This window comes from Tsukamurella hominis, assembly GCF_965137015.1.
Taxonomy (GTDB): domain Bacteria; phylum Actinomycetota; class Actinomycetes; order Mycobacteriales; family Mycobacteriaceae; genus Tsukamurella; species Tsukamurella hominis.
Window position 1 is genome coordinate 1 of the sequence record NZ_CBCRZG010000024.1, and the last position, 23,116, is coordinate 23,116.

Sequence of the window (23,116 nt, forward strand, 5' to 3'; positions counted from 1 at the left end):
CGACGAGGGCTGCTGCGGCGGCACGACCGGGGAGGCCGCGGTCGGCGGGGCGGGCGGCACGACGGGCGAAGCCGCGGTCGGCGGGGCCGGCGGCGGCGTGGGCTGCTGCGGCTTCTGGGCAGGAAACTGCTGGGCCGGGGGCTGCTGCGCCGGAGTCGGCTGAGCGGGGCGCTGCACCGGCATCGCCCGGGTCGACGGGTCGTCGAGCGGCTGCGGCCGCTGGATCGGCACGGCGGTGGTCTCGGGCGCGCCCTGCTGGATCGGATCCGCGCTGTCGACGACGACCACCCGGCCCGCCGCCTCCGCGGCGTTGGCGCGCGCCACCTCGACGGTGTCGGCGGTCGCGACGGCGACGCCGAGCCGCCGCTTGGCGTAGCCCTCGGGCTTCCCGAACAGGCGCAGGTCGCTCTCGGGCACGTCGAGCGCGCGGGAGACGCTGTCGAAGGCGACGGAGCTGCTGTCCTTCGTCCCGTAGATCACCGCCGACGCGGCGGGCGACATGAGCGAGGTGTCCACCGGCAGGCCGAGGATGGCGCGGGCGTGCAGCTCGAACTCGGAGAGCCGCTGCGAGCCCAGGGTCACCAGGCCGGTGTCGTGCGGGCGGGGCGAGACCTCGGAGAAGTAGACGTCGTCGCCCTTGACGAAGAGCTCCACGCCGAAGACGCCGCGGCCTCCGGTGCCGCCGTCGCCGAGGGCGGTGGTGATGCGGCCCGCGACGGACGTCGCCGCGTCGTACGCGGCCTGGCTCATCGCCTGCGGCTGCCAGGACTCGACGTAGTCACCGTCGGACTGCCGGTGCCCGATGGGCTCGCAGAAGCGGGTGACCACCTTGCCGCGCTCGGCGTCGTAGACGCGCACCGTGAGCAGCGTGATCTCGTAGTCGAAGTCGACGAAGCCCTCGACGATCACCCGCTCGTTGCGGACGCGGCCACCCTCCACGGCGTACTCCCAGGCACCGTCGAGCTCCTCGATCGAGCGGACCACCGACTGGCCCTTCCCCGAGCTCGACATCACCGGCTTGATCACGCACGGGAAGCCGACCTCCCGGGAGGCGGCGCGCACCTCGTCGAGCGACGAGGCGAAGGCGTACGGCGAGCACGGCAGGCCGAGTTCCTCGGCGGCGAGCTTGCGGATGCCCTCGCGGTTCATCGTCAGCGCGACGGCCCGCGCCGTCGGGATCACCTCGGCGAGCCCGTCCTCGTCGACGGCGACCAGGGCGTCGGTGGCGAGGGCCTCGATCTCGGGGACCACGAAGTCCGGCTTCTCCGCCTCGATCACGCGGCGGACCTCGGCGGCGTCGGTCATGTCGATGACGTGACTGCGGTGCGCGACCTGCATCGCGGGCGCGTTCGCGTAGCGGTCGACGGCGATCGTCTCCACGCCGAGGCGCTGGAAGGCGATCACCACCTCCTTGCCCAGCTCGCCCGAACCCAGCATCAGCGCCTTCGTGGCACCGGAGGTGAGCGCCGTGCCGATCCGGGGGTTGCCACCGGTGTCGCTGAGGTTCGTCATGGGTCCATTCTGGCAAACGCGGCGCCCCGCGGTGCGCCTGCCGACCCGTCGATTCGTGTTTGCTTCCGATCGTTCTGCGGTGGTGAACGTTTCGCTTGTTATCGCTCGGGGTGCCGCGGAAGGCGCCTACGTTCGGGGGATGAAGGCACTCGTGATCAGGAGCGCCGTGGTCGCGGCGACCGGCGGACTCATCTTCGGCTTCGACACGGCGGTGATCTCCGGCGCCGAGGAGCAGATCCAGGAGCAGTTCCACCTGTCCGACGCCGCGATCGGTTTCACGGTGACGACCGCGCTGATCGGCACCATCGTCGGCGCGATCGTGTCCGGCAGGCTCGCGGACCGGTTCGGCCGGAAGAAGGTGCTGTACGCGATCGGCGTGCTGTACGTGGTGAGCGCCGTGGGCTGCGCGCTGGCGCCCACCTCGTCGGTGGAGGTGCTGCAGGCCTTCCGCTTCCTCGGCGGCCTCGGCATCGGCGCGTCGAGCGTCTGCGCCCCGATCTACACCGCCGAGATCGCGCCCCCGAAGTTCCGCGGGCGGCTCGTGGGCCTGGTGCAGTTCAACATCGTGCTGGGCATCCTGGTCGCCTACGCGTCGAACGCGATCATCCGCACCGTCCTGGGCGACGATCCGAACGCCTGGCGCTGGATGCTCGGGGTGATGGTGGTGCCCGCGGTGCTGTTCCTGGTCCTGCTCCCGACGGTGCCGGAGACGCCCCGCTGGCTCGCCGGGCACGGCGACCTGGCCGCGGCGCGCGCCACGTCCGAGCGGCTCTGCTCCACGCCGGCGGAGGCCGACGCGCAGATGGCGGAGATCCAGGAGACGCTCGCCGCCGAGCAGGGCGAGAAGGCGAAGTTCTACACCCGCGGCCACCGCAAGGTGATCCTCCTGGCCGTCGCGATCGCCTTCTTCAACCAGATGTCCGGCATCAACGCGATCCTCTACTACGCGCCGCGCGTCATGCAGGACGCCGGCGCCAGCACGAACGCCGCGTACCTGATGTCCGTCGCGGTGGGCGTGATGAACCTGGTCGCCACGATGGCCGCGCTGACCGTGATCGACCGGCTCGGCCGCCGTCGGCTCATGCTGGTCGGCTCCGTGGGCTACCTGGTCTCGCTCGGGTTCATGGCCGCCGTGATGTTCTACTACGAGAGCGACGGCCGCTCGTTCGACGGCACCTCGTCGATCCTGGTCCTGTTGGGCCTGATGGTCTTCATCGCCTCGCACGCGTTCGGCCAGGGCGCGGTGATCTGGGTGTTCCTCTCGGAGATCTTCCCCAACAGCATCCGCGGCCGCGGGCAGGCGCTCGGTAGTCTCACGCACTGGGTGTGGGCCGCCATCACGAGCTTCGCGTTCCCGCCCATCATCGGCGCCTTCGGCGGCGGCGTCGCCTTCTCGATCTTCTTCGGGTTCATGGTGCTGCAGCTGCTCTGGGTGATAAAGGTGATGCCGGAGACCAAGGGCATTCCGCTCGAGGAGATGGCCGAGCGGCTGGGCCTCGAGGCGGAAGCGACCGCCCCGCCACCGGCCACGAAGGGGAACTGAGATGACCGATCGGACGCTGTGCCTGGGCGAGGCGCTCGTCGACGTCGTACTGCGCGACGGTGCCGAGCCGTCCGAGCACGTGGGCGGAAGCCTGTTCAACGTCGCGTGCGGGCTGGCGTCGCTGGGCGATCCGACGTCGATCCTGTCGTGGTGGGGGCGGGACGTCCGCGGCCACCGGATCGCCGAGACCGCGGCCCGCGCGGGCGTCGACGTCGTCCCCGGGTCCGACGGTGCCGCCAACACCCCGCTCGCCTACGCGCACGTCGACGCCGAGGGTCGCGCGACGTACGAGTTCGACCTCACGTGGGAGGTGCCGCCTGTCGAATCGCTGGAGCGCTACGGGCACCTGCACACGGGCAGCTTCGCCGCGACGCTCGCGCCGGGGTCCGACGGCGTGCGCGATGTGGTCTCCCGGATCCGGGACCACGCCACGGTCTCCTACGACCCGAACATCCGGCCCGCGCTGATGGGCACGCCGGCCGAGGTGCTGCCGCGGGTGATGGAGATGATCGCGCAGTCCGACGTGGTCAAGGCCAGCGACGAGGACATCGCCTGGCTGCACCCCGACGAGCCCGTCGAGGACGTGATGCGGCGCTGGGTCGCGGCCGGCCCGGCGATGGTGGTACTGACCCGCGGGCCCTGGGGCGCGTACGCGCTGCTCGCCGGCAACCGGGACATGCTGCACGTCGACCAGCTGACCGTCGAGGTGGGCGACACCGTCGGCGCGGGCGACTCCTTCATGGCCGGACTCGTGTCCGGCCTACTCGACGCCGGCTACCTGGGCTCGCGGTACGCCGCCCGGCGGCTGCGGGCCGCGCAGTGGAGCGACGTGCAGCCCGCGCTGCACCGCGCCGTCATCACCTCCGCGCTCACCGTGAGCCGGGCGGGCGCGTACGCACCGTCGATGGACGAGGTGCACGCCGTGCGCGCGCAGGACCCGACGCTGCGCTGACAGGGCGCGGACCGGGCCCGGTCACGGACGTACGGATTCGCAGCGGCCTGCCAGGGAATCCGCAGGTAGCCGGATCATCATCGGTTCCAGCGCGGTCGCGGTGACCGCACCGACCGAAGCGAGAACCCATGACCGAGCCCACCGATCCGCATCCGACGCCCACCGCGCCGATCCCGCCCGCGCCGGCGGCCGCCCCCGCAGCCGCGGCACCCACCCCGGCCCAGCAGGAGGCGGCACCGTCGACGACCGGCCCGTCGAGGAAGCTGCTCATCGCTGCGATCGTGTTCGGGCTCATCGGGATCAGCGGCGTCAGCTTCACCGCCGGTTACTGGGTCAACGAGGCCACGGGCAAGCACAAGGGGCACTCGATGCAACAGCGCGGGCCGGGCGGCCAGGACGCCCAGCGGCACGGGCCCGGCCGCGGCGAGGGTCCGCGGATGTACCGCGTGACCCCGACCGCGGGCGCCCCGACCACCTCGCCGGCGCCGACCACTCAGGCTCCGACGCCCTAACGGCTCAGACGATGGCGCGGCGGACGATGGTCTCGTCGCGGCCCGGGCCCACGCCGATGCAGGAGATGTGCGCGCCGGAGAGCTCCTCGAGCCGCAGCACGTAGTCCTGTGCGTTCTTCGGCAGGTCCTCGAACGTACGGCACTCGGAGATGTCCTCCCACCAGCCGGGCATCGTCTCGTAGATCGGCTTCGCGTGATGGAAATCGGTCTGGTTGGGCGGCATCTCGTCGTACCGCACACCGTCGATCTCGTACGCGACGCAGATCGGCACGTTCTCGATGGAGCTGAGCACGTCGAGCTTGGTGAGGAAGTAATCGGTGATGCCGTTGACGCGGGTCGCGTAGCGGGCGATCACCGCGTCGAACCAGCCGCAGCGGCGCGCGCGGCCGGTGGTGACGCCCACCTCGCCGCCGTGCTTGGCGAGGTACTCGCCCCACTCGTCGAAGAGCTCCGTCGGGAACGGGCCCGAGCCGACGCGGGTGGTGTACGCCTTGAGGATGCCCAGCACCGTCGTGATGCGGGTCGGGCCGATGCCCGAGCCCACCGAGGCGCCGCCCGACGTGGGGTTCGACGAGGTGACGTACGGGTACGTGCCGTGGTCGACGTCGAGCAGGGTGCCCTGCGAGCCCTCCAGCAGGATCGTCTCGCCGCGCTCCAGCGCGAGGTTCAGCTCGAGACGGGTGTCGGCGATGCGGTGCTTGAAGCTCTCGGCCAGCTCCAGCGTCTCGTCGACCACCTGGCGCGGGTCCAGCGCGCGCCGGTTGTAGATCTTGGTGAGCACCTGGTTCTTGAACTCCAGTGCCGCCTCGACCTTCTGGGTGAGGATCGACTCGTCCAGCACGTCCTGCGCGCGGACGCCGACGCGGGCGATCTTGTCCTGGTAGCAGGGGCCGATGCCGCGGCCGGTGGTGCCGATCTTCTTGTTGCCGAGGAAGCGCTCGGTGACCTTGTCGATGGCCACGTGGTACGGCATGAGCAGGTGCGCGTCGGCCGAGAGCAGCAGGTTCGACGTGTCGACGTCGCGCGCCTCGAGGCCGTCGAGCTCGGCGAGCAGGACCGACGGGTCCACCACGACGCCGTTGCCGATGACGTTCTTCACGCCCGGGGTCAGGATGCCCGACGGGATGAGGTGCAACGCGAACTTGTCGCCGTTCGGCAGGACCACCGTGTGGCCGGCGTTGTTGCCGCCCTGGTAGCGGACCACCCACTGGAGCTTCTCCCCCAGCAGATCGGTGGCCTTCCCCTTACCCTCATCGCCCCACTGGGCGCCGATCAGCACGATCGCAGGCATGGACGATCTCCTTCCGGCCCGCACTCCTCGAAGATTCACCTGGATAACGTCGAGCCGTGCCGCAACCTTACAGTAGGTGCGGTGAGCTCCGTGACCCAGAGCACCGTCGTGGTGCGCGCCCCCGATGTCCGTATCCCGGGCAGCCTCCGCGACCTCGAAACGATCACCGTCGACCTCGACTCCGCCAAGGCGGAACTGAAGCAGAAGCTGACGTTCCCGAAGCGGATCGTGGTCGCGGGGCCCGATGACCTGCTGGCGGCGGTGATCGCCCGGCTCATGGCGTCGGAGCGGCTCGACGTGGAGGTCGCCTACGTCCCGACCGAGAACTCGCACGCCTCGTCGATCTATCCGCCCGGCGACCCGCTCACCGGCACCCCGCGCGCCATGCCGCTGATCCGCGACGACCGCGGCTTCGTCCTCGTCGGCAAGGCCAAGATCACGGGCCCCGACGGCGGTCCGCTCACCGGCGAGACCTTCGTGGACTCGGAGAAGCTGTTCACCGGGCAGGCGAAGGCCGTCATCATCGAGCCCTACGGCGCGGCGGGCGAGACCGGCGGGGTGCGGGCCCGGCTCGCGAAGGGCGTGCGCCGACGGTGGCTGTCCGGTCGCGCCGCGCAGACCGGCGGACTCGAACTCGTGGTGACCCGCGACGGCCGCACCGACTCCAGCGTCGTGACCCGGGCGACCTTCTACCGCAACACCGACGACTGGCTGCTCATCAGCTGACGCGCGCTACTCGGGCGGCTTCGGCGCGTCCTTCTTCTTCGGTACCTCCCGCATCTGCGCGACCGCCGAGGTGCGGGAGAGGCCGGCGACCTGCAGCAGGTCGACGATCGTCGAGCGCAGTTGCCCGTAGATCATCACCTCGTTGAGCGATTCGCTCTCGGAGATCTCGTCGTGCATCGGCAGCGCGTTGGCGCGCCGCGCCGCGGACCGGAGCACCCGCGCACCGTCGGCCTGATCGGGGTGCGCGCCCGGCTCCGCGAGCACCACGTCGCGCATCGTCTTGAAGGACTCGGCGAGCCGGCCGACCTCGGTGACCAGGGCGGGGTCGATCCGCTCGCCGTTCTGGTTCGAGGCGAGCGCGCGCCGGGCCATGACCCGCACGTTGCGCACGGCGTTGTCGAGGGGATCGGCGATGGCCTGGAGCTTGTCCATCCGGGGCCGCGAGCTCCAGAACATCGGCGAGACCTTCGCGATCTCGAGGCCGCCCGCGAGGTCGCTGGAGAGCTGGTCCAGGTCGGGCTGGGTGGCGCGGGCGGTCTCCAGGGCCCATTCCAGCGAGGAGATGTCCCGGTCGGTGAGGCCGGCGGCGATCGAGGCGACGACGCGCCGCATGGTGTCCAGCACCTTGGCGGCGTCCTTGCGCGGCCGCCGGGCCGGGTTGTTCGGGATCAGCGCCGCGATCACGACGCCGACGAGGCCGCCGATGAGCGCGTCGAGCATCCGCGTCCAGCCGCCCGTCGACCCGGGTGGGATGAGCGTCGCGACGAGCACCGCCGACGACGCCGCCTGCATCGGGACGAGCGGGCCCCGGTCGGCGAGCACCGCGACGGCCATCGCGATCGCGACGACGAGCGCGAGCTGCCAGGGCCCGGTGCCGATCACGGAGATCAGCAGGTCGCCCACACCGATGCCGACGGTGACGCCGCCGACCAGTTCCAGCGAGCGGCGCAGCCGCTGCTGCAGGGACAAGCCCAGCGAGATGATCGCGGCGATCGGCGCGAAGAACGGCGAGACGTGCCCGATCACGTCGTTCGCGATGAACCAGGCGATGCCCGCGGCGACCGCGCACTGCAGGATGGGCAGCTTGGCGTTCCAGAGCCGCTTGGTGCGGCTCTGGATCACCTGCGGCAGCGCGTTGTGCCGCCGGAGGAGTCGGCTACGCGCCGAGTCCGAGGGCGCCGGCGGCTTCGGGGTCACAGTCGTTCAACAGGTCCAGGCAACGGAGGTACTCGTCTTCCTCGCCGATCGACTGCGCGGCGCGGGCCAGCGCGGCCACCGCCCGCAGGAAACCGCGGTTGTTCTCGTGGCTGTAGGGCACGGGGCCGAAGCCACGCCAGCCCTGGCGGCGCAGCTGGTCGAGGCCGCGGTGGTAGCCGGTGCGCGCGTAGGCGTAGGCGGTGACGGCCTGCTCCTCGTCCAGCGCGCCCTCCGCGAGCACGGCCCACGCCAGCGACGAGGTGGGGGCGTCCGCCGCGACCTCGACCGCCGGGCGGCCCTGGTTCAACTGGAGTTCCGGCTCTTCGTCGATGTCGAGCAGGACCGGGGGCGGGCCGAGGAGATCACCGAAGGACGTCATTGCTCCAGTCTTCCATGCTGCGCCCGGCGGAGGGTGGACGACGTGCGTGCCCGCTCGCCGCGCCGGTCACCGCGGGTGCGCGCCCGCTAGGGTGTCAGGTGTTCCGTGTGCGGCGCGCCGCCGCGGAGGAGGAACGATTCACGAATGAGGGGATGGCGGAAGCGATGGCGCGGGATGACAACCGGGGACCTCTGTCGCGACTTCGTGACCTGCGCGGACGCCTCGCGGCGTGGCCCGCGGCGCCCCTCCACGATCACCCGGAGACCGCCGGCACGCTCGGCAACGCGCCCGCCGACGCCGTGATCCCCTCGCAGTCCGATTCCCTCGCGCAGCTCGTGCAGGACGCCGCGCCCGCCCCGTCGCCGGGAGAGGCCGAGACCACCGTCATCCCCGTCGACGGTGCCGCCGCGCCCGGCGGGGAGGGCTCCGGCGAGGCCGGAGCCGCGCCGTCCGACGCGGAGACGCGGGTGCTGCCCGCCGCCGGTCGCGCACTGGACGACGAGGACGCATCCGCCGACTCCGAGGACGGGGACGAGGCAGAGGCCGAGAACGGGGACGCCGAGACCGCGGCCGAGGCCGACGAGGCAGCGGATGCGGAGGCCGATGCCGACGACGAGGCCGAGGGCGCTACCGCGTCACCGCTGCGAACCGTCGGGCCCGTCGTCACCACCTCGCCCGCCGCCGACGAGTCGGAGACCACCGTGCTCCCCGTCGTGCAGCGCCCCAGCACCGCCGAGACCACCGCCTTCCCGGCGCAGAGCCGGCCGGCCGAGGAGACTCCCGCGGAGCCCGCCGACGATGCGGCGAGCGCTGACGACAACGCGGACGCGACCGCTGACGGCGACGAGCAGGATGCGGCCGACGAGCGCACCACCGTCGCGGACGACGAGGACGGCGCGGACAGTGCCGACGGGTCCGACAGCGCCGACGGAGCCGATAGTGCCGAGGAGGCCGAGGACGACGGCCCGTCGGTCGCCACCGCGGGCGCCGGGGTCGCGGGAGCCGCGGCCGTCGTCGCCGGCGCCGCCGCGCTCGCCGGCGACGAGGACGACAACACCGCAGAGGACGACAGCGCCGCGGAGGACGAGGCCGCCGACGACGGCGCGCGTTCGACCGAGAGCGACGACGAGCCTGAGCCCACTGCGGAGGGCGAAGCATCGGACGAGGCCGGTGACGAGGAGACCGCCACCGTCGAGGAGGGCGACGAGCCGGCCGCCGAGGACGAGGCGGCCGAGGACGACAGTGACGTCGACGACGCGGCCGTCGTCGAGGACGAGACGGCCGAGGCCGACGCGGACGAGGGCGTCACCGACGAGGCCGGCACGGACGAGGACGCCGCCGACGAGGAGGCCGCGTCGCCACTGCGGACCGTCGGACCGGTCGAGACCGAGGCGCCCGCGCCGGAGGCGACCACCGAGGACGAGACGGACCGGGCCACGACCGACGAGGCCGACACGACCGACGAGGCCGAGGATGCGGACGAGGCTGCGACGACGGCGATTCCGGCGGCTCCGCGGCCGGACCAGGCCACCATCGACACCGAGCAGAACGAGCTGCCGGACGCGACGCCCGCGACCGAGGCGATCCCGCTCGCGCCCCTTCCCGTGCCGGCGGCGACGGCCCCCGACCTCACGAAGCCCGCCCCCGACCTCACGAAGCCCGAGACGCCGCAGGAGAGCGCTGCGCGGCAGTCGCCCGAGTACTACGCGCCGCAGGGCGGGCAGGACGCCCCGGCGAAGGGCAAGCGCACGCTGTGGATCGTGGCGGCCGCGGTGGTGGCGGTCGTGGTGATCGTCGCGGCGATCGCGCTGCTGGTGCCCAAGTCGGGCTCCGGCTCCTCGAGCGATCCGCGGCAGCAGGCGGCGAATGCGACGACGTCGTTCATCGACGCCGTGGGCCGCGGCGACCTCGCCGCACTGCGCCAGCAGACGTGCGGCAACGCCAAGGCGTACTACGACGGGCTCAACGACGGCCAGTGGCAGCGCGTCTACGGCAACGCCAAGACCGACGGCCTGCTGCCCGAGCTCGACGGCCTGCAGGCCGTGGACGTGCGCGGCGACAAGGCCGAGGTCCAGGTCGAGGTGCACTACGCCAACAACCCGAGCGCGAAGGTGCGCAACACGCTCACGCTGGAGAAGGACGCGGACACCTGGAAGGTGTGCACCCGCGTCGGAGCACGATGAGCACCCCGTCGGAGGACCCCACGCTCCGCAACCCGAAGCCGGAGCCGCGGACGGCACCGTCGGAGCCCAAGCTCGCGTACTCCGAGGTGCCGGAACGCCCCACGCCCCGGACCGACCGGATCGCGCGCGGCGCGGGCCGCGTGACGCCGCCCCGGCGCACGGCGACCCCGCCGATGGCGGCGCCGCACCGGATGGCGCCGCGCCCGCACCCGACGCACGGCCCGCAGCCGCACCGTCCGCCCGCCCCGCAGGGCCGCGCGCCGCAGGCCCGGCCCCCGCAGGCTCCCCACCGACCCGCCGGGCTTGCGCAGGGCACACCGTCGAACCAGCCCGCCCCGCCCGCGCCGGATCCGGCCCCGAAACGCGCACGGCCGCTGCTCACCGGCCCGGAGTGGGCGGCGGCAGCGGCCATGATCGTGCTCGTGCTGGCGGTCCTCCTGGGACTGGCGCTGGCCTGAGCTACTAGCTATTTCGCGCTGATGGACTTGCCGGCGGAGTGCAGGTCGTTGCACGCCTCGACGACCCGCTCGGCCATGCCGGTCTCGGCCTTCTTCAGGTAGGAGCGGGGGTCGTAGGTCTTCTTGTTGCCGACCTCACCGTCGATCTTGAGGACCCCGTCGTAATTGGCGAACATGTGCCCCGCCACCGGACGGGTGAACGCGTACTGGGTGTCGGTGTCGACGTTCATCTTCACCACGCCGTAGCTCAGCGACTCCTCGATCTCGCTCTTCAGCGAGCCCGAACCGCCGTGGAAGACGAAATCGAAGGGCTTGCTGCCCGCGGGCAGGCCCAGCTTCTCCGAGGCGACGGTCTGGCCGTCGCGGAGGACCTCGGGCCGCAGCTTCACATTCCCCGGCTTGTACACACCGTGGACGTTGCCGAACGTCGCCGCGAGCAGGTAGCCCTCGGCCCCCAGCGCGTCGACGGTCTTCGCGAAGTCCTCGTTGCTGGTGAACAGCTTGTCGTTGATCTCGTTCTCGATGCCGTCCTCCTCGCCGCCGACCACGCCGATCTCGATCTCGAGGATGATCTTCGCGGCCTTCGACTTCGCCAGCAGTTCCTGCGCGATCTCGAGGTTCTCCTCCAGCGGCACGGCCGAGCCGTCCCACATGTGCGACTGGAACAGCGGGTTCTGGCCCTTGTCCACCCGCTCCTGCGAGATCGCCAGCAGCGGGCGCACGTAGGAATCGAGCTTGTCCTTCGGGCAGTGGTCGGTGTGCAGCGCGACGGTCACGTCGTACTGCGCCGCCACCACGTGCGCGAACTCCGCCAACGCGACCGCACCGACCACCATGTCCTTGACACCCAACCCGGAACCGAACTCGGCGCCGCCGGTGGAGAACTGGATGATCCCGTCACTGCCCGCATCGGCGAAACCCTTGATCGCCGCGTTGATCGTCTCGCTCGACGTGCAGTTGATCGCCGGATAGGCGTAACCGCCCTCCCGGGCGCGGTCCAGCATCTCCCGGTAGGCCTCGGGGGTGGCGATGGGCATGTCTGTCCTCCTGAGCGGTTCGGCGTTTCAGTGAAAGACTATCGCCCATGGAGCTCGCTGTTGGGCTGGTCGCCCTCGTCGCCACCGTTCTGGTGGTCAGTGCATTCTGTGACCGTCTCGGTCTCGCCGCGCCGTTGGTGCTGACGGTGGTCGGCATCGGGGTGTCGTTCATCCCCGCGGTGCCCGAGGTGCCGCTCAACCCGGACGTGGTGCTGCTCGGCCTGTTGCCGCCGCTGTTGTACGCGGCCGCGTCGAAGGCCTCGCTCGTCGACTTCAAGGAGAACATCCGGCCGATCGGGATGCTCTCGGTCGGGCTGGTGCTCTTCACGGCCGGCGCCGTCGGCGTGGTGGCGTCCTACCTGCTCGACATCCCGTTCGCCGCCGGGCTCGCGCTGGGCGCCATCGTCGGGCCGCCCGACGCGGTGGCCGCGACCGCGGTGGGCCGGCGCATCGGCCTGCCCCGCCGGGTGACGACGCTGCTCGAGGGCGAGTCGCTGTTCAACGACGCCACGTCGATCGTGCTGCTGCGGACCGCCATCGCGGCGGTCGCCGGCACCATCGGCTTCTGGCAGGTGCTGGGCTCGTTCGCGCTCAGCGCGGTGGGCGGCGTGGCCGTCGGTGTCCTCGCCGCCCTGCTCATCCGGTTCGCGCTGCGCCGACTGACGGACCCGGTGCTCACCACCGGCATCAGCCTGATCAGCCCCTGGATCGCCTACCTGCCCGCCGAGCACATCCACGCCTCGGGCGTCGTCGCGACGGTCGTCGCGGGGCTCATCGTCGCGTACCGGGCGCCCACCGACCAGACCGCGATCGGCCGGATGTCGGCGCGGATCAACTGGAGCACCATCCAGTTCCTATTGGAGAACGCCGTCTTCCTGCTCATCGGCCTGCAGATGCGGACGATCTTCGTGGGCGCGGACAACTCGCCGATCGGCTGGCCACTGATCATCACCACGTGCATCGCCGTGATGCTCACGGTGATCCTCGCGCGGATGGTGTGGTGTGCGCCGTCGGCCCTCATCGCGATCAAGGTGGACGACGCGGACGAGCGGCTCACCGCCGGCGAGACGACGGTGCTGTCCTGGGCCGGGATGCGCGGCGTGGTCACCCTCGCGGCCGCGTTCATCCTCCCGCTGGACTTCCCCGACCGCGAAGTGCTCGTCTTCGCCGCGATGGTCGTGGTGGCCGGCAGCCTCCTGATCCAGGGGTCGACGCTGCCCGCGCTCGCCAAGCTGCTCAAGGTGCAGGGGCCGAACGCCCGCACCGATGCGCTGCAGCAGGCCGTCGTCATGCGGGCCGCCCTCAACGCCGGCCTCGCGCGACTCGACGAGATCGCGGCGAGCACGGAGAACACCGTGCCCGCCACCGTGCTCGACGGGGTGCGGGAGCACACCATCAACCGCGAGCGCGCCTTCTGGGAGCGGCTCGGCCCGGACTCCGCGAACACCCCCGCCGCGCAACTGCGCGCGGTCCGGCTGCAGATGATCGACGCCGAGCGGGCGGAGGTGCTGCGGATGCGCGACGCCGGCCAGGGCGACCACGAGGTCCTCGAGCAGGTGCTGTCCAACTTCGACGTCGAGGAGGCGATGCTGGAGGTCTCGGCCGTCCGCAGCGAGCGCATCGCGGTGGCGGAGTTGCTCACCCCGCCGTGGGCGCAGGACGAATGTGACCATCTTCGCGTTTCGGACGATTTCGCCGACCCGGTGCCGCTCAGCGAGACCTGTCTCGAGTGCATCGCGGCGGGCCAGAACCCGGTCGCCCTGCGACTGTGCCTGACCTGCGGACACGTCGGCTGCTGCGACTCCTCCGAGGGCAAGCACGCGACGGTCCACCACGAGCTCACCAACCACCCGGTGATCCGCAGCTTCCAGCCGGGGGAGTCGTGGCGCTGGTGCTACATCGACGAACTCCTCAAATAGAGCCGGTATCCTGGCAGGCGTGCCTTTCAACGACCTGACTCTGGCCGCCTCGACCACCATGCAGGCGTTCGCCCTCAAGGACATCACCGATCCGGTGGCCGTCCTCAACGCCTTCGGCGGCATCGCCCTGGTGGGCCTGCTGCTGGTGGTGTTCATCGAATCCGGCGTGCTGTTCCCGGTGCTCCCGGGTGACTCGCTGCTGTTCGTCGCCGGCCTGCTGACCGCCGCCGGCACCGGTACCGCCGTCGGCGAGGCCACGTACACGGGCTCGGCGATGTCGCTGCCGGTGCTGCTGATCGCGACGCCCATCGCGGCGATCCTCGGCTCCCAGGTCGGCTATTTCATCGGCCGGTTCGGCGGCGAGAAGTTCTTCACGCCCGACGCACGCTTCCTCAAGACCAAGTACCTCGACGAGTCGCACGAGTTCTTCGAGAAGTACGGCCCCGCCACGCTGATCCTGGCCCGCTTCGTCCCGTTCGTGCGCACCTTCGCGCCGATCGCCGCCGGCGCCGCGAAGATGAGCTACGCCAAGTTCGTCATCTGGAACGCGATCGGCGCCGTCATCTGGGCCGACGGCATCCTGCTCCTGGGCGTGTGGCTCGGCAAGATCGACTGGGTCCGCACCAACATCGACAAGATCTTCATCGGCATCGTGCTGGTCTCGGTGCTGCCGATCGTGTGGGGCGTCGTCAAGAAGTACCTCGCGGGGCGGCGCGAAGCCGCCGCCGACACCGGCGCCTAGGCCCCGCCCGTGCTCGAATTCGTCCAGACCGCCGGGCCGGTGATGATCTGGCTCGTCGTGGCCGGGTTCGTGTTCTGCGAGTGCGCCTTCATCATCGGGCTGTTCCTGCCCGGCGATTCGCTGTTGCTCACCGCCGGCCTCGCCATGGCCACCACCGGCCACTCCGCGGCGTCGGTGTGGGGCCTCGCGCTGGCCGCGTTCCTCGCGGCGATCGCCGGTAACCACGTGGGCTACGGCATCGGCGTCAAGATGGGCGACCACGTGCTCGCCAAGCAGGACGGCCGCTATCTCAACGCGCACAACCTGCACCGGGTCAAGGAGCTGATGGACAAGCACGGCTTCTTCTCCGTGCTCATCGCCCGCTGGATCCCGTGGGTCCGCACGCTGTGCCCGTTGGTCGCCGGCGCGGTCGGCATGGACAAGCGGAAGTTCACCATCGCCTCGGTGCTCGGCTCGCTGATCTGGGCGCCGTTCCTGCTGCTGGTGGGCTACTACGCCTCGTCGGCGCTGCAGGACTACAAGTGGGTCCTCGACTGGGCGCTGCGCGGCATGATCGTCATGCTCGTCGCCGGCACCATCGTCGGGATCGTCGGCTACCGGCGCGAGATGCGCAAGCCGAACGTCACCGTCGACCTCGACGACTGACATGACCGTCCTCCAGACCCGCGACCTCTCGGTCGCCTACGCCGACCGCACCCTCTTCTCCGGCCTCGACCTCGTGATCGCGCCGGGCGACGTGGTGGGCCTCGTCGGCGCCAACGGCGCCGGGAAGTCGACGCTGCTCAAGCTGCTCGCCGGGGTGGGCGCGGACGGCGGGCCCGACGTCACCGGCACCGTCGACCTCTCCCCCGCCGACGCGGAGGTCGGGTACCTGGCGCAGGAGCACGAGCGCCGACCCGGCGAGACCGTCGCGCAGTTCGTCGCGCGGCGCACCGGCGTCGCGGCCGCGCAGGAGGCGATGGACGCGGCCGCTCTCGCCCTCGCCGACGATCCCGACACCGACCTCTACACGCCCGCCCTGGACCGGTGGCTCGCCCTCGGCGGCGCCGACCTGGAGCAACGCCTCGACGCGATCCTCGCCGACGTGGGGCTGGACCGCCCGGACGCGGAGATGACGGGGCTCTCCGGCGGGCAGGCGGCGCGCGCGGGCCTCGCGGCCGTGCTGGCCTCGCGGTACGACGTGCTGCTGCTCGACGAGCCCACCAACGACCTGGACCTCGCGGGCCTGGAGCTGCTGGAGCGCTTCGTCGCGGAGGCGGCGACCGCGATCGTCGTGGTCTCGCACGACCGGGAGTTCCTGGCGCGGACGGTGACCACCGTGGTGGAGCTGGACCTCGCGCAGCAGCAGATCGGCGTCTACGGCGGCGGTTACGAGGCCTACCTGGTGGAGCGGGAGGTCGCGCGGCGACATGCGCGCGAGGAGTACGACGAGTACGCCGGGAGGCTCTCCGACCTGCAGGATCGCGCGCAGATGCAGCGGAACTGGATGGAGCACGGCGTGCGCAACGCGCGCCGGAAGATGAAGAACGGCTCCGACCCGGACAAGGCCGGCCGCAAGGCGCGCCTCGAGTCGACGGAGAAGCAGGCGTCGAAGGCGCGGCAGACCGAGCGCGCGATCGAGCGGCTCGAGGTGGTCGCCGAGCCGCGCAAGGAGTGGGAGCTGCGGATGTCGATCCTCTCCGCTCCCCGCAGCGGCACGGTCGTGGTGACCGCGTCCGGCGCGTGCGTCACCTATCCCGGGCTGACCGTCGGGCCCGTGACCATGTCGGTCGAGTACGGCGACCGGATCCTGCTCACCGGCCCGAACGGCGCCGGCAAGTCGACGCTGCTGGGGCTGCTGCTCGGACGCCTGACGCCCTCCGCGGGGACGGTCACGCTCGGTGCCGGGGTCGAGGTCGGCGAGGTCGACCAGGCCCGCGGCCGCTTCCTCTCCGACGGTCCGCTGCTCGACGCCTTCTGCGCGGAAGTACCGGAGACGCCGCCCGCCGACGTGCGGACGCTGCTCGCGAAGTTCGGGCTGCGCGGGCACCACGTGCTGCGGCCCGCCTCATCGCTCTCCCCCGGTGAACGGACCCGCGCCGCGCTGGCGCTGCTCCAGGCCCGCGGCGTGAACCTGCTGGTCCTCGACGAGCCGACCAACCACCTCGACCTGCCCGCGATCGAGCAGCTCGAGGAGGCCGTCGAGTCCTTCGATGGCACCGTCATCCTGGTGACCCACGACCGCCGGATGCTCGACACCGTGCGCGCGACGCGCCGCTGGCGCATGGCCGACGGTGACCTGACCGAGGACTGAATCCGGTGCGGCGCTGCTGCGCGCCCTGTTCGTTCGGAGCGCTCTCGGATTCTGTCCGTTGCGGACACGATGTCCGTCGTGGACAGGATCCGAGAGTCACGCCGTCGCTCCCCACACCCGTTGTCGATCACCTGTGTGACCTCTTGCACATCTGTATAAGTCGACTTACAGTGAGGTCAGCCCACCGAGGAGACGTCATGCAGAAGATCGACCGCAACCGCGGCCTCAATCCCGAGACCGACTTCGTCGAGATCTCGCGGAACCTCGGGACGTACGACTTCCCGTGGGACATCACCCAGGCCCTGAGCTTCGCGCTGTTCCGCACCTACGCCGTGCCCAGCATCGGCCGTCTCCTGGCGGACACGGGCGAGTTCACCGAGCGGGTGCAGAAGCGCTACGACGACACGGCCCTGCTCCTCGAGGTGCCGCTGCTCAAGGGGTTCGCCAGCCCCGAGGGCAAGGCCGCCGTCCGGCGCATCAACCAGATGCACAAGATGTACGACATCTCCGACGACGACATGCGGTACGTGCTGTGCACCTTCGTGGTGGTGCCGATCCGGTGGAACGCCGACTACGGCTGGCGCGCGCTGACCGAGGCGGAGAACCTCGCGACGGTCCGCTACTACCAGACCCTCGGCAAGCACATGGCGATCCCGGACATCCCCGCCACCTACGACGAGTTCGCCGACTACATGGACCGCTACGAGGCCGAGCACTTCGCCTTCGACGAGGGCGCCCGGCGCGTCGCCGACTCCACCCTCGAGCTGCTCAAGAGCTTCTACATCGCGCCCGTGCGCCCAGCGATCGGCGTCTTCAGCCGCGCCCTCATGGACCCGCCGCTGCTCGCCGCGTTCCACTACGACGATCCGGGGCCCGTCGTGCGCCGCCTCTCCGTCGGGGCGATGAAGCTCCGCGCCCGGCTCCTCGCGGTCCTGCCGTCCCGGCGCCGCCCCGCGCTGGTGCAGAACAACCACCGGATCCGCAGCTACCCGAAGGGCTTCCGCACCGAGGGCCTCGGCACGTTCGCGCCCGGCTGCCCGGTGCACCGGGGCGCCGCGGCCGACGCCCCGACCCTCGAAGCGCGCTAGCCGCGCTCAGCCCTCCCCACCCAGCACGTGGCGGCGGAGCTCCGGGATCACGACGTCCCACGTCGCGGGCGGCGGGATCTCGTGGCCGGCGCCGTGCAGCACCACGAGGCGCGCGCCCGGGATCAGCCGCGCCAACGCCTCGCCGTGCGGCAGCGGGAACAGCGGGTCGTCGGCGCTGTGGATCACCAGCGTCGGTGCGACGATCGCCGCGGGGTCGACGGGCGGCGCCGGTTCCGCGAGGAAGTGGTTGTTCAGCGACGACTCCATCGTCCGCGTGCGGCGCACCTCGCGGGTCGCGATCGCCCGCGTCCGCTCCTCGTCGAGCCCCGCGGGCCCCGCGTAGGGCCGCTCGACGTCGACCCGGTAGTCGATGACCGCCGCCTCGTCGGACCAGTCGACCTCGGGCGGCGGCTCCGTGAAGGTCGCCGCCACGGCGGGGGTCGGGCCGGGCAGCGGGCCGGGATCGCCGCCCGCGGGGCTGGATTCGATCAGCGTCAGCGACAGCACTCGGGCGGGCGAGCCGACCGCCAGCGTCTGCCCGATCCCGGCGCCCATCGACATCCCGACGACGTGCGCGGCGCCGACGCCGAGGGCGTCGAGGATCCGCAGCGGGTCGGCCGCGAGGTCGGCGCCGGTGTAGGTGGGGGCGCCGGGCGGCGAGGTCGACGATTCGCCGCTGTCGCGGTGGTCGTAGCGGATCACCCGCAGGTCGTCGCCCGCGAGCCGCGCGCAGAACTCGGGCGTCCACCAGTCCATGGATTGCCCTCCGCCGGCGACGAGCAGCACCGTCGGACCGCCGGAGCGCCCGATGACGTCCACCGCGAGCGCGGCACCGTCGACCTCGATGACCTGCGTGGCGGCCTCCTGGGTCTCGGGGCCCGGCTCACTGTCGCGCGAGCGCTGCCGCGGCCTCCATCGCCATCCAACCACCGACCTGCACGGACAGGTCGCGTTCGGGCGTCTCGCTGGAGCGGACGGTGCCGCCGGTGAAGTACGCGGGCGCGTCGGTGCTGCCGGGGATGCGGGCGTCGCGGGTCCAGTCCGCGGAGAACAGCACGCGGCCGTCGAGCTCCCGCGTGCCGTGCCAGGCCGCCTCGGCGGAGGCGAAGACGATCTCCGACGCCAGGGTGCGCGCGTCCTCCGCGTCGGGACCGCGCAGGGCGCGGGCCGCAACAGCGAGGTACCGGATGAGGATGCCGTTGAACAGGCCGCCGTCGCCTCCGTCCCCGCCGGTGATGACGGCGCCGTCGGTCATGTGCTCGGCGACCGCGGCGATGAGGCCCGCGGCGCGGACCGCGTGCGTGGGCGCCAGGTCCGAGGAGAGCTCCGCGTCCAGGCCGATGGTGACGCCCTGGTTGTAGGAGTACTTCTCCGGATAGATCTTCCCGACGTCGGGGCTGTCGTAGTCGCCGTCGACACCGTCGTTGATGAGGCCCGTCTCCAGGTCCAGCAGGCGCCGGTACAGCCAGTCGGAGGTCTCCTCCGCGCGCTCGAAGCGGCCCATCCGGGCGAGGAAGATGCCGGCCGGGCCGTTGGCGGGCGCGTTGAGGAACAGGCCCTTGGTCCGCCAGGTGATGCCGCCGCCGGCGTCGGGCACCCAGGCGTCGTAGAGGGTGTCGCGCAGCACGCGCAGCCGTCGCGCCGAGTTCAGGCCCGCGTGCCGCTGCGCCCGCTCCAGCGCGAGCCCCATCCACGCCATGTCGTCGTTGTAGGAGTTGGTGACGCGGAACAGGTTCCGCACGCGGTGGCCGCGCGCGATGCGCAGCACCAGCTTCCGGGTCGACGGTGCGCCGTCCCGGACGTAGGCGTCGACCGCCACGTCGAGCAGGTGGGCCTGCCACCAGTAGTTCCAACTGACGAACAGCGAGTCGCGCCGGGTGGCGGGGTACGCGGGCGTGCCGAGCAGGGTGCCGGGGATGCCCCACACCGGTTTCAGGTGCCGCTCCACGACCGCGGCCTGCGCCGCGGCCGCGCGCTGATTCCACTCGACCGAACTCATGATGACATCACATCACGGGTCACCGACGAGTGCACGTCGCCGCAGGTCAGCGCACGGTCACCAGGCGGCGTCGAGGTCCGCGTGCTCGCGGACCCAGGCGTGCATGGCGATCCCGGCGGCCACGCCGACGTTGATCGACCGGGTCGAGCCGAACTGGGCGATCGACACCGTCGTACCCGCGACGTGCCGCGCGCCGCCGGAGACGCCCGGCCCCTCCTGCCCGAACAGGAGCAGGCACCGTCGGGGCAGGGAGGCGCGCTCGAGCGGCACGGAGCCCGGCAGGTTGTCGACGGCGACGATCGGCAGGTCGCGCTCCGCGCACCACGCGGCCAGCGCGTCCGTGTCCTCGTGGTGGTGCAGGTGCTGGTAGCGGTCGGTGACCATGGCGCCGCGCCGGTTCCAGCGGCGCCGCCCGACGATGTGCACGGCCCGCGCGCCGAAGGCGTTCGCGGTGCGCACGACGGTGCCGATGTTGGCGTCGTGGCCCAGGTTCTCGATGGCCACCTCGAAGGGGTGCCGGCGGGCGTCCAGGTCGGCGACGATCGCCTCGCGCGTCCAGTACCGGTAGGCGTCGACGACGTTGCGCCGGTCGCCCTCCGCGAGCAGGTGGGGGTCGTACCGGGGGTCGGTCGGAGCCGGGACGCCCGGATTCTCCGCAGCCCACGGACCCAGCCCGACGGTGTGCGGTCCGGGCAGGCCCGTCACCCACTCGGTCGGCCCGAGCTGCTCGTCCGGGCCGCCCTCGGCGTCGGACGGGTCGGTCACAGCCCCAGGTCGGCGAGGCCGAGCACCGAGCGGTACTCGAGGCCCTCGGCGGCGATGACGTCGGCGGCGCCGGTCGCGCGGTCCACGACGGTCGCGACGCCGATGACCTCGGCGCCGATGTCGCGCAGCGCGCGGACGGCGGTGAGCGGCGAGTTGCCGGTGGTCGTGGTGTCCTCGACGACGAGGACGCGCTTGCCGACCACGTCGGGGCCCTCGACCTGGCGCTGCATGCCGTGCGCCTTGGCGGCCTTGCGGACGACGAAGGCGTCGATCGGCCGGCCGGCGGCGTGCATGACGGCGGTGGCGACGGGGTCGGCGCCGAGGGTGAGGCCACCGACGGCCGTGAAGTCCCAGTCGGCGGTGAGCTCGCGCAGCAGCGCGCCGATCAGTGGGGAGGCCTCGTGGTGCAGCGTCGCGCGGCGCAGGTCGACGTAGTAGTCCGCCTCGCGGCCGCTGGAGAGCGTGACCTTGCCGTGCACGACGGCCAGCTCACGCACGAGCTCGGCGAGCCGGGCCTTGGCGGCCGGGTCGAGAGGTGCGGTCACCGGCCGGACTCCTTGCCCGAGCGGACGGGCACGGGCTGGCCCGGATCGCGGGGGCCGCCCGACGTGACGACGCGGGCGTGGCCCTCCGGCGGGAGGACGCGCAGCAGGTCGCCGAAGCGGCGCACGGCCTCGAGCGCCTCGTCGAGGTCATCCGGGTCGTCGGTCGCGGCCATGGACGCCACGGTCCACTCGCCTTCGTTCCACAGCGACTCGATGTAGTCGGGCACCTGCTCGGCGAACGTGATCATCCGGCGATCGGCGACGCGGCGCGCTACCTCGGCGTTGTTCGTGTACAGCACGCGCGGCCCCAGGGCGCCGAGCGGCTCCATACCGGGCTCCGCGGGGGCGGGGCGGCCCTCGGCCCGCAGGTCCAACAGCGCGCCGGACGCGGCACCGCGGCTGACCGCCACGATCGTCGCGGCCTCCTGCAGGTCGAAGACGTAGGCGGCGGCCCCGAAGTAGGCGCCGTGGGCCACGTCGACGATCGCGGGGTCACCGGGGACGGCCATGCCGCCGCGGTGGAATTCGTCGTGCAGCGACGGGTCGGCCGCGCTGTAGACGAACTCGCGCTGCGCGGCCCAGTCGGCGCGCTCGGAGTTCACGGCGGGCGAGTGGTTGCGCTCATACCAGATGAGCGCGGCGGCCAGCGCCGCGCAGACCACCGCGAGGATCAGGAACACTACGTACGACATCGCCACCTACACTAGCGCGTCGACCGGGGAGTTCACCCGACAGACGGGCTTCCGGCGACCGAGATCTGACCGGCGTAGATCGCGAGCGCCGACTTGCCGTCCGCGCTCACCTGGATCATGACCACGTCGCCGACCTCGAGATCGGACAGCGTGCTGCCGTGCGTCGTGGTCACCTGGGTGGTGGGGTCGGTGCGCAGGACGACGGTGCCGCCGTCGGGCGCCGAGCGCACGGTGATCGCGGCGTCGCCGACGGAGATGACCGCGCCGATGACCTCGCGGCCGGGCGTGATGGCGACGCTGCGCTGGTCGTTGACGGAGACGCCGGCGGACTGGGCGGCGGGGAGGACGCGGCGCGCGCTGCCGAGGTCGGCGGACAGATGCAGCGCGTAGGCGATGCCCGCACCGACGACGCCGATGCCCAGGAGGCACAGGACGACGGCGGGCCAGGGGCCGCGGGAGCGTGCGTCACCACCCACGGCGACCACCTCCTCGCGTCCGTTCGTCACTTCATCGTGCGCCTCGTCGAGCGCGCCCTGCGCGAAACTATTCGTCGTGTCTGAGACGGGCCTGTGAATGTGGCGGGCCAATGTCTATGCACCCCGCTAACGTTGTCGGCGTGGGACGACTGTGGCCGCCGCGCGCCCTCACCGATGGTGAGGCGCCGGACGCGCGGTTCACCCTGGCGAACGAGCGCACCTTCCTCGCGTGGATCCGCACGTCGCTGGGGCTGGTCGCCGCCGCGGTCGGCCTGGAGGCCTTCGCACCGCACGTCGTGCCTGAGCCCGTCCGCACGCCGCTCGTCGTGGCGCTGCTCCTCGTCGCGGCCGCGCTGGCGGGCTACGCCTTCGTCCGCTGGCTGGCAGTGGAGGGCGCGCTGCGCACCCATCGCGAGCTGCGCGGCACCCCGGCGACACTGGTCCTCGCCGCCCTGATCGTGCTCGCCGGTGCCGTCCTCGCCGTCTCGCTGCTGGTGACGTGAGCGCACCGTCGACCCAGGCGGCGGAGCGGACGTGGCTGGCGCGCGTGCGCACCGCCGTCGCGCTGGTCCTGACCTGCGCGATCGTCGCGCGGGCCGTGCCCACCCTGCCCGCGGCGACCACGTGTCTCGTCGTGTCCGTCGCCGCCGTCGTGACCCTGCGGACGCGGCCGCCGCTGTCGCACCTCGTGCTCGCGGGAGGTGTGGTCGCGCTCGCGGTGGTCGGGTTCGTCGGCGCCTGACCGTCGTCGAGTAGCGGCGCGGCACCTCGCGCTGACCGAAACCGCGCTCGAACTCGGCCACGATG

The 23,116-nt window shown here is 72.0% G+C and carries 24 protein-coding genes; 13 read left to right on the plus strand and 11 right to left on the minus strand.

Annotated features, from left to right (window positions below; all coding sequences use genetic code 11):
- Window positions 1-1,512 (minus strand): formate-dependent phosphoribosylglycinamide formyltransferase (gene purT / locus ACM9LD_RS21400; RefSeq protein ID WP_415678552.1); only part of this gene is annotated, 1,512 nt, incomplete at its 3' end.
- Window positions 1,513-1,651: 139 nt separating this feature from the next.
- On the opposite strand from purT, the gene ACM9LD_RS21405 reads away from it, so the two are divergent.
- The 3 genes from ACM9LD_RS21405 (at window position 1,652) to ACM9LD_RS21415 (ending at window position 4,519) form a co-directional block, all read left to right on the plus strand.
- On the plus strand, window positions 1,652-3,055 hold the full coding sequence (locus ACM9LD_RS21405) for a sugar porter family MFS transporter (RefSeq protein WP_415678553.1): 1,404 nt from the start codon (window positions 1,652-1,654) through the stop codon (window positions 3,053-3,055).
- A 1-nt stretch (window position 3,056) separates the two neighbouring features.
- Entirely contained in the window at window positions 3,057-4,007 is a 951-nt protein-coding gene (locus ACM9LD_RS21410; protein WP_415678554.1) for a carbohydrate kinase family protein, read from the plus strand.
- 128 nt (window positions 4,008-4,135) lie between these two features.
- Window positions 4,136-4,519, plus strand: coding sequence for a hypothetical protein (locus ACM9LD_RS21415; protein ID WP_415678555.1), 384 nt, complete (start codon window positions 4,136-4,138; stop codon window positions 4,517-4,519).
- A gap of 4 nt (window positions 4,520-4,523) precedes the next feature.
- Here the strand turns inward: ACM9LD_RS21415 and ACM9LD_RS21420 are convergent, their stop codons facing one another.
- Window positions 4,524-5,810 (minus strand): adenylosuccinate synthase, encoded by a 1,287-nt coding sequence (locus tag ACM9LD_RS21420; protein WP_415678556.1) that lies wholly within the window; start codon window positions 5,808-5,810, stop codon window positions 4,524-4,526.
- A gap of 81 nt (window positions 5,811-5,891) precedes the next feature.
- Here ACM9LD_RS21420 and ACM9LD_RS21425 point away from each other — a divergent pair, with 81 nt between their 5' ends.
- Complete coding sequence (locus ACM9LD_RS21425; RefSeq protein ID WP_415678557.1) at window positions 5,892-6,536, plus strand: hypothetical protein; 645 nt, start codon at window positions 5,892-5,894, stop codon at window positions 6,534-6,536.
- 6 nt (window positions 6,537-6,542) lie between these two features.
- Here the strand turns inward: ACM9LD_RS21425 and ACM9LD_RS21430 are convergent, their stop codons facing one another.
- Window positions 6,543-7,733 (minus strand): FUSC family protein, encoded by a 1,191-nt coding sequence (locus ACM9LD_RS21430; RefSeq protein WP_415678558.1) that lies wholly within the window; start codon window positions 7,731-7,733, stop codon window positions 6,543-6,545.
- Window positions 7,693-8,112, minus strand: coding sequence for a DUF3151 domain-containing protein (locus tag ACM9LD_RS21435; RefSeq protein WP_415678559.1), 420 nt, complete (start codon window positions 8,110-8,112; stop codon window positions 7,693-7,695). Before ACM9LD_RS21435 ends, ACM9LD_RS21430 begins: the two co-directional genes overlap by 41 nt.
- Before the next feature lie 152 nt (window positions 8,113-8,264).
- Between ACM9LD_RS21435 and ACM9LD_RS21440 the strand changes: the two genes are divergently transcribed.
- Both ACM9LD_RS21440 and ACM9LD_RS21445 read left to right on the plus strand, forming a co-directional pair.
- Window positions 8,265-10,295 carry an Rv0361 family membrane protein gene (locus tag ACM9LD_RS21440; protein WP_415678560.1) on the plus strand — a complete coding sequence of 677 codons (2,031 nt, stop codon included), beginning with the start codon at window positions 8,265-8,267 and terminating at the stop codon, window positions 10,293-10,295.
- On the plus strand, window positions 10,292-10,753 hold the full coding sequence (locus tag ACM9LD_RS21445; RefSeq protein ID WP_415678561.1) for a hypothetical protein: 462 nt from the start codon (window positions 10,292-10,294) through the stop codon (window positions 10,751-10,753). The genes ACM9LD_RS21440 and ACM9LD_RS21445 overlap by 4 nt, the downstream gene beginning before the upstream one ends.
- An 8-nt stretch (window positions 10,754-10,761) precedes the next feature.
- Here ACM9LD_RS21445 and fbaA read toward each other — a convergent pair whose 3' ends face one another.
- On the minus strand, window positions 10,762-11,790 hold the full coding sequence (gene fbaA, locus ACM9LD_RS21450) for a class II fructose-bisphosphate aldolase (protein ID WP_415678562.1): 1,029 nt from the start codon (window positions 11,788-11,790) through the stop codon (window positions 10,762-10,764).
- Between the two features lie 47 nt (window positions 11,791-11,837).
- Between fbaA and ACM9LD_RS21455 the strand changes: the two genes are divergently transcribed.
- From ACM9LD_RS21455 to ACM9LD_RS21475, 5 genes are all read left to right on the plus strand, one after another.
- On the plus strand, window positions 11,838-13,709 hold the full coding sequence (locus ACM9LD_RS21455; RefSeq protein ID WP_415678563.1) for a Na+/H+ antiporter: 1,872 nt from the start codon (window positions 11,838-11,840) through the stop codon (window positions 13,707-13,709).
- A 58-nt stretch (window positions 13,710-13,767) separates the two neighbouring features.
- Entirely contained in the window at window positions 13,768-14,451 is a 684-nt protein-coding gene (locus ACM9LD_RS21460) for a DedA family protein (RefSeq protein WP_415678602.1), read from the plus strand.
- A gap of 9 nt (window positions 14,452-14,460) precedes the next feature.
- Window positions 14,461-15,096 carry a DedA family protein gene (locus ACM9LD_RS21465; protein WP_415678564.1) on the plus strand — a complete coding sequence of 212 codons (636 nt, stop codon included), beginning with the start codon at window positions 14,461-14,463 and terminating at the stop codon, window positions 15,094-15,096.
- A gap of 1 nt (window position 15,097) precedes the next feature.
- Window positions 15,098-16,744: an ABC-F family ATP-binding cassette domain-containing protein gene (locus ACM9LD_RS21470; RefSeq protein ID WP_415678565.1), complete on the plus strand. Its 1,647-nt coding sequence runs from the start codon at window positions 15,098-15,100 to the stop codon at window positions 16,742-16,744.
- Window positions 16,745-16,941: 197 nt separating this feature from the next.
- On the plus strand, window positions 16,942-17,832 hold the full coding sequence (locus tag ACM9LD_RS21475; protein ID WP_415678566.1) for an oxygenase MpaB family protein: 891 nt from the start codon (window positions 16,942-16,944) through the stop codon (window positions 17,830-17,832).
- A 6-nt stretch (window positions 17,833-17,838) separates the two neighbouring features.
- Here the strand turns inward: ACM9LD_RS21475 and ACM9LD_RS21480 are convergent, their stop codons facing one another.
- The 6 genes from ACM9LD_RS21480 to ACM9LD_RS21505 are packed head-to-tail and all read right to left on the minus strand — an operon-like array spanning window position 17,839 to window position 22,339.
- Window positions 17,839-18,762, minus strand: a complete 924-nt coding sequence (locus tag ACM9LD_RS21480; protein WP_415678567.1) for an alpha/beta fold hydrolase — start codon at window positions 18,760-18,762, stop codon at window positions 17,839-17,841.
- Window positions 18,716-19,831 (minus strand): glycoside hydrolase family 76 protein, encoded by a 1,116-nt coding sequence (locus tag ACM9LD_RS21485; RefSeq protein WP_415678568.1) that lies wholly within the window; start codon window positions 19,829-19,831, stop codon window positions 18,716-18,718. The genes ACM9LD_RS21480 and ACM9LD_RS21485 overlap by 47 nt, the downstream gene beginning before the upstream one ends.
- A 57-nt stretch (window positions 19,832-19,888) precedes the next feature.
- Window positions 19,889-20,596: a TrmH family RNA methyltransferase gene (locus tag ACM9LD_RS21490; protein ID WP_415678569.1), complete on the minus strand. Its 708-nt coding sequence runs from the start codon at window positions 20,594-20,596 to the stop codon at window positions 19,889-19,891.
- Window positions 20,593-21,141 (minus strand): orotate phosphoribosyltransferase, encoded by a 549-nt coding sequence (gene pyrE / locus ACM9LD_RS21495; RefSeq protein WP_415678570.1) that lies wholly within the window; start codon window positions 21,139-21,141, stop codon window positions 20,593-20,595. The genes ACM9LD_RS21490 and pyrE overlap by 4 nt, the downstream gene beginning before the upstream one ends.
- Complete coding sequence (locus ACM9LD_RS21500) at window positions 21,138-21,833, minus strand: type III secretion system chaperone family protein (RefSeq protein ID WP_415678571.1); 696 nt, start codon at window positions 21,831-21,833, stop codon at window positions 21,138-21,140. Before ACM9LD_RS21500 ends, pyrE begins: the two co-directional genes overlap by 4 nt.
- Window positions 21,834-21,865: 32 nt before the next feature.
- On the minus strand, window positions 21,866-22,339 hold the full coding sequence (locus tag ACM9LD_RS21505) for a hypothetical protein (RefSeq protein WP_415678572.1): 474 nt from the start codon (window positions 22,337-22,339) through the stop codon (window positions 21,866-21,868).
- Between the two features lie 86 nt (window positions 22,340-22,425).
- Here ACM9LD_RS21505 and ACM9LD_RS21510 point away from each other — a divergent pair, with 86 nt between their 5' ends.
- Window positions 22,426-22,812 (plus strand): YidH family protein, encoded by a 387-nt coding sequence (locus tag ACM9LD_RS21510; protein WP_415678603.1) that lies wholly within the window; start codon window positions 22,426-22,428, stop codon window positions 22,810-22,812.
- A complete protein-coding gene (locus tag ACM9LD_RS21515) occupies window positions 22,809-23,051 on the plus strand; it encodes a hypothetical protein (protein ID WP_415678573.1) in 243 nt (80 codons plus the stop codon). Before ACM9LD_RS21510 ends, ACM9LD_RS21515 begins: the two co-directional genes overlap by 4 nt.
- The last annotated feature ends 65 nt before the right edge of the window (window positions 23,052-23,116 follow it).

Bases quoted from the DNA above. Each gene is read 5' to 3' on its own strand.
- ACM9LD_RS21415 (WP_415678555.1), top strand. From the start codon at position 4,136: ATGACCGAGCCCACCGATCCGCATCCGACGCCCACCGCGCCGATCCCG.
- ACM9LD_RS21440 (WP_415678560.1), top strand. From the start codon at position 8,265: ATGGCGGAAGCGATGGCGCGGGATGACAACCGGGGACCTCTGTCGCGA.
- ACM9LD_RS21460 (WP_415678602.1), top strand. From the start codon at position 13,768: ATGCAGGCGTTCGCCCTCAAGGACATCACCGATCCGGTGGCCGTCCTC.
- ACM9LD_RS21510 (WP_415678603.1), top strand. From the start codon at position 22,426: ATGCACCCCGCTAACGTTGTCGGCGTGGGACGACTGTGGCCGCCGCGC.
- fbaA (WP_415678562.1), bottom strand. From the start codon at position 11,790: ATGCCCATCGCCACCCCCGAGGCCTACCGGGAGATGCTGGACCGCGCC.
- ACM9LD_RS21420 (WP_415678556.1), bottom strand. From the start codon at position 5,810: ATGCCTGCGATCGTGCTGATCGGCGCCCAGTGGGGCGATGAGGGTAAG.
- ACM9LD_RS21500 (WP_415678571.1), bottom strand. From the start codon at position 21,833: ATGTCGTACGTAGTGTTCCTGATCCTCGCGGTGGTCTGCGCGGCGCTG.
- ACM9LD_RS21455 (WP_415678563.1), top strand. From the start codon at position 11,838: ATGGAGCTCGCTGTTGGGCTGGTCGCCCTCGTCGCCACCGTTCTGGTG.
- ACM9LD_RS21435 (WP_415678559.1), bottom strand. From the start codon at position 8,112: ATGACGTCCTTCGGTGATCTCCTCGGCCCGCCCCCGGTCCTGCTCGAC.
- ACM9LD_RS21485 (WP_415678568.1), bottom strand. From the start codon at position 19,831: ATGAGTTCGGTCGAGTGGAATCAGCGCGCGGCCGCGGCGCAGGCCGCG.
- ACM9LD_RS21410 (WP_415678554.1), top strand. From the start codon at position 3,057: ATGACCGATCGGACGCTGTGCCTGGGCGAGGCGCTCGTCGACGTCGTA.
- ACM9LD_RS21445 (WP_415678561.1), top strand. From the start codon at position 10,292: ATGAGCACCCCGTCGGAGGACCCCACGCTCCGCAACCCGAAGCCGGAG.
- ACM9LD_RS21405 (WP_415678553.1), top strand. From the start codon at position 1,652: ATGAAGGCACTCGTGATCAGGAGCGCCGTGGTCGCGGCGACCGGCGGA.
- ACM9LD_RS21475 (WP_415678566.1), top strand. From the start codon at position 16,942: ATGCAGAAGATCGACCGCAACCGCGGCCTCAATCCCGAGACCGACTTC.
- ACM9LD_RS21470 (WP_415678565.1), top strand. From the start codon at position 15,098: ATGACCGTCCTCCAGACCCGCGACCTCTCGGTCGCCTACGCCGACCGC.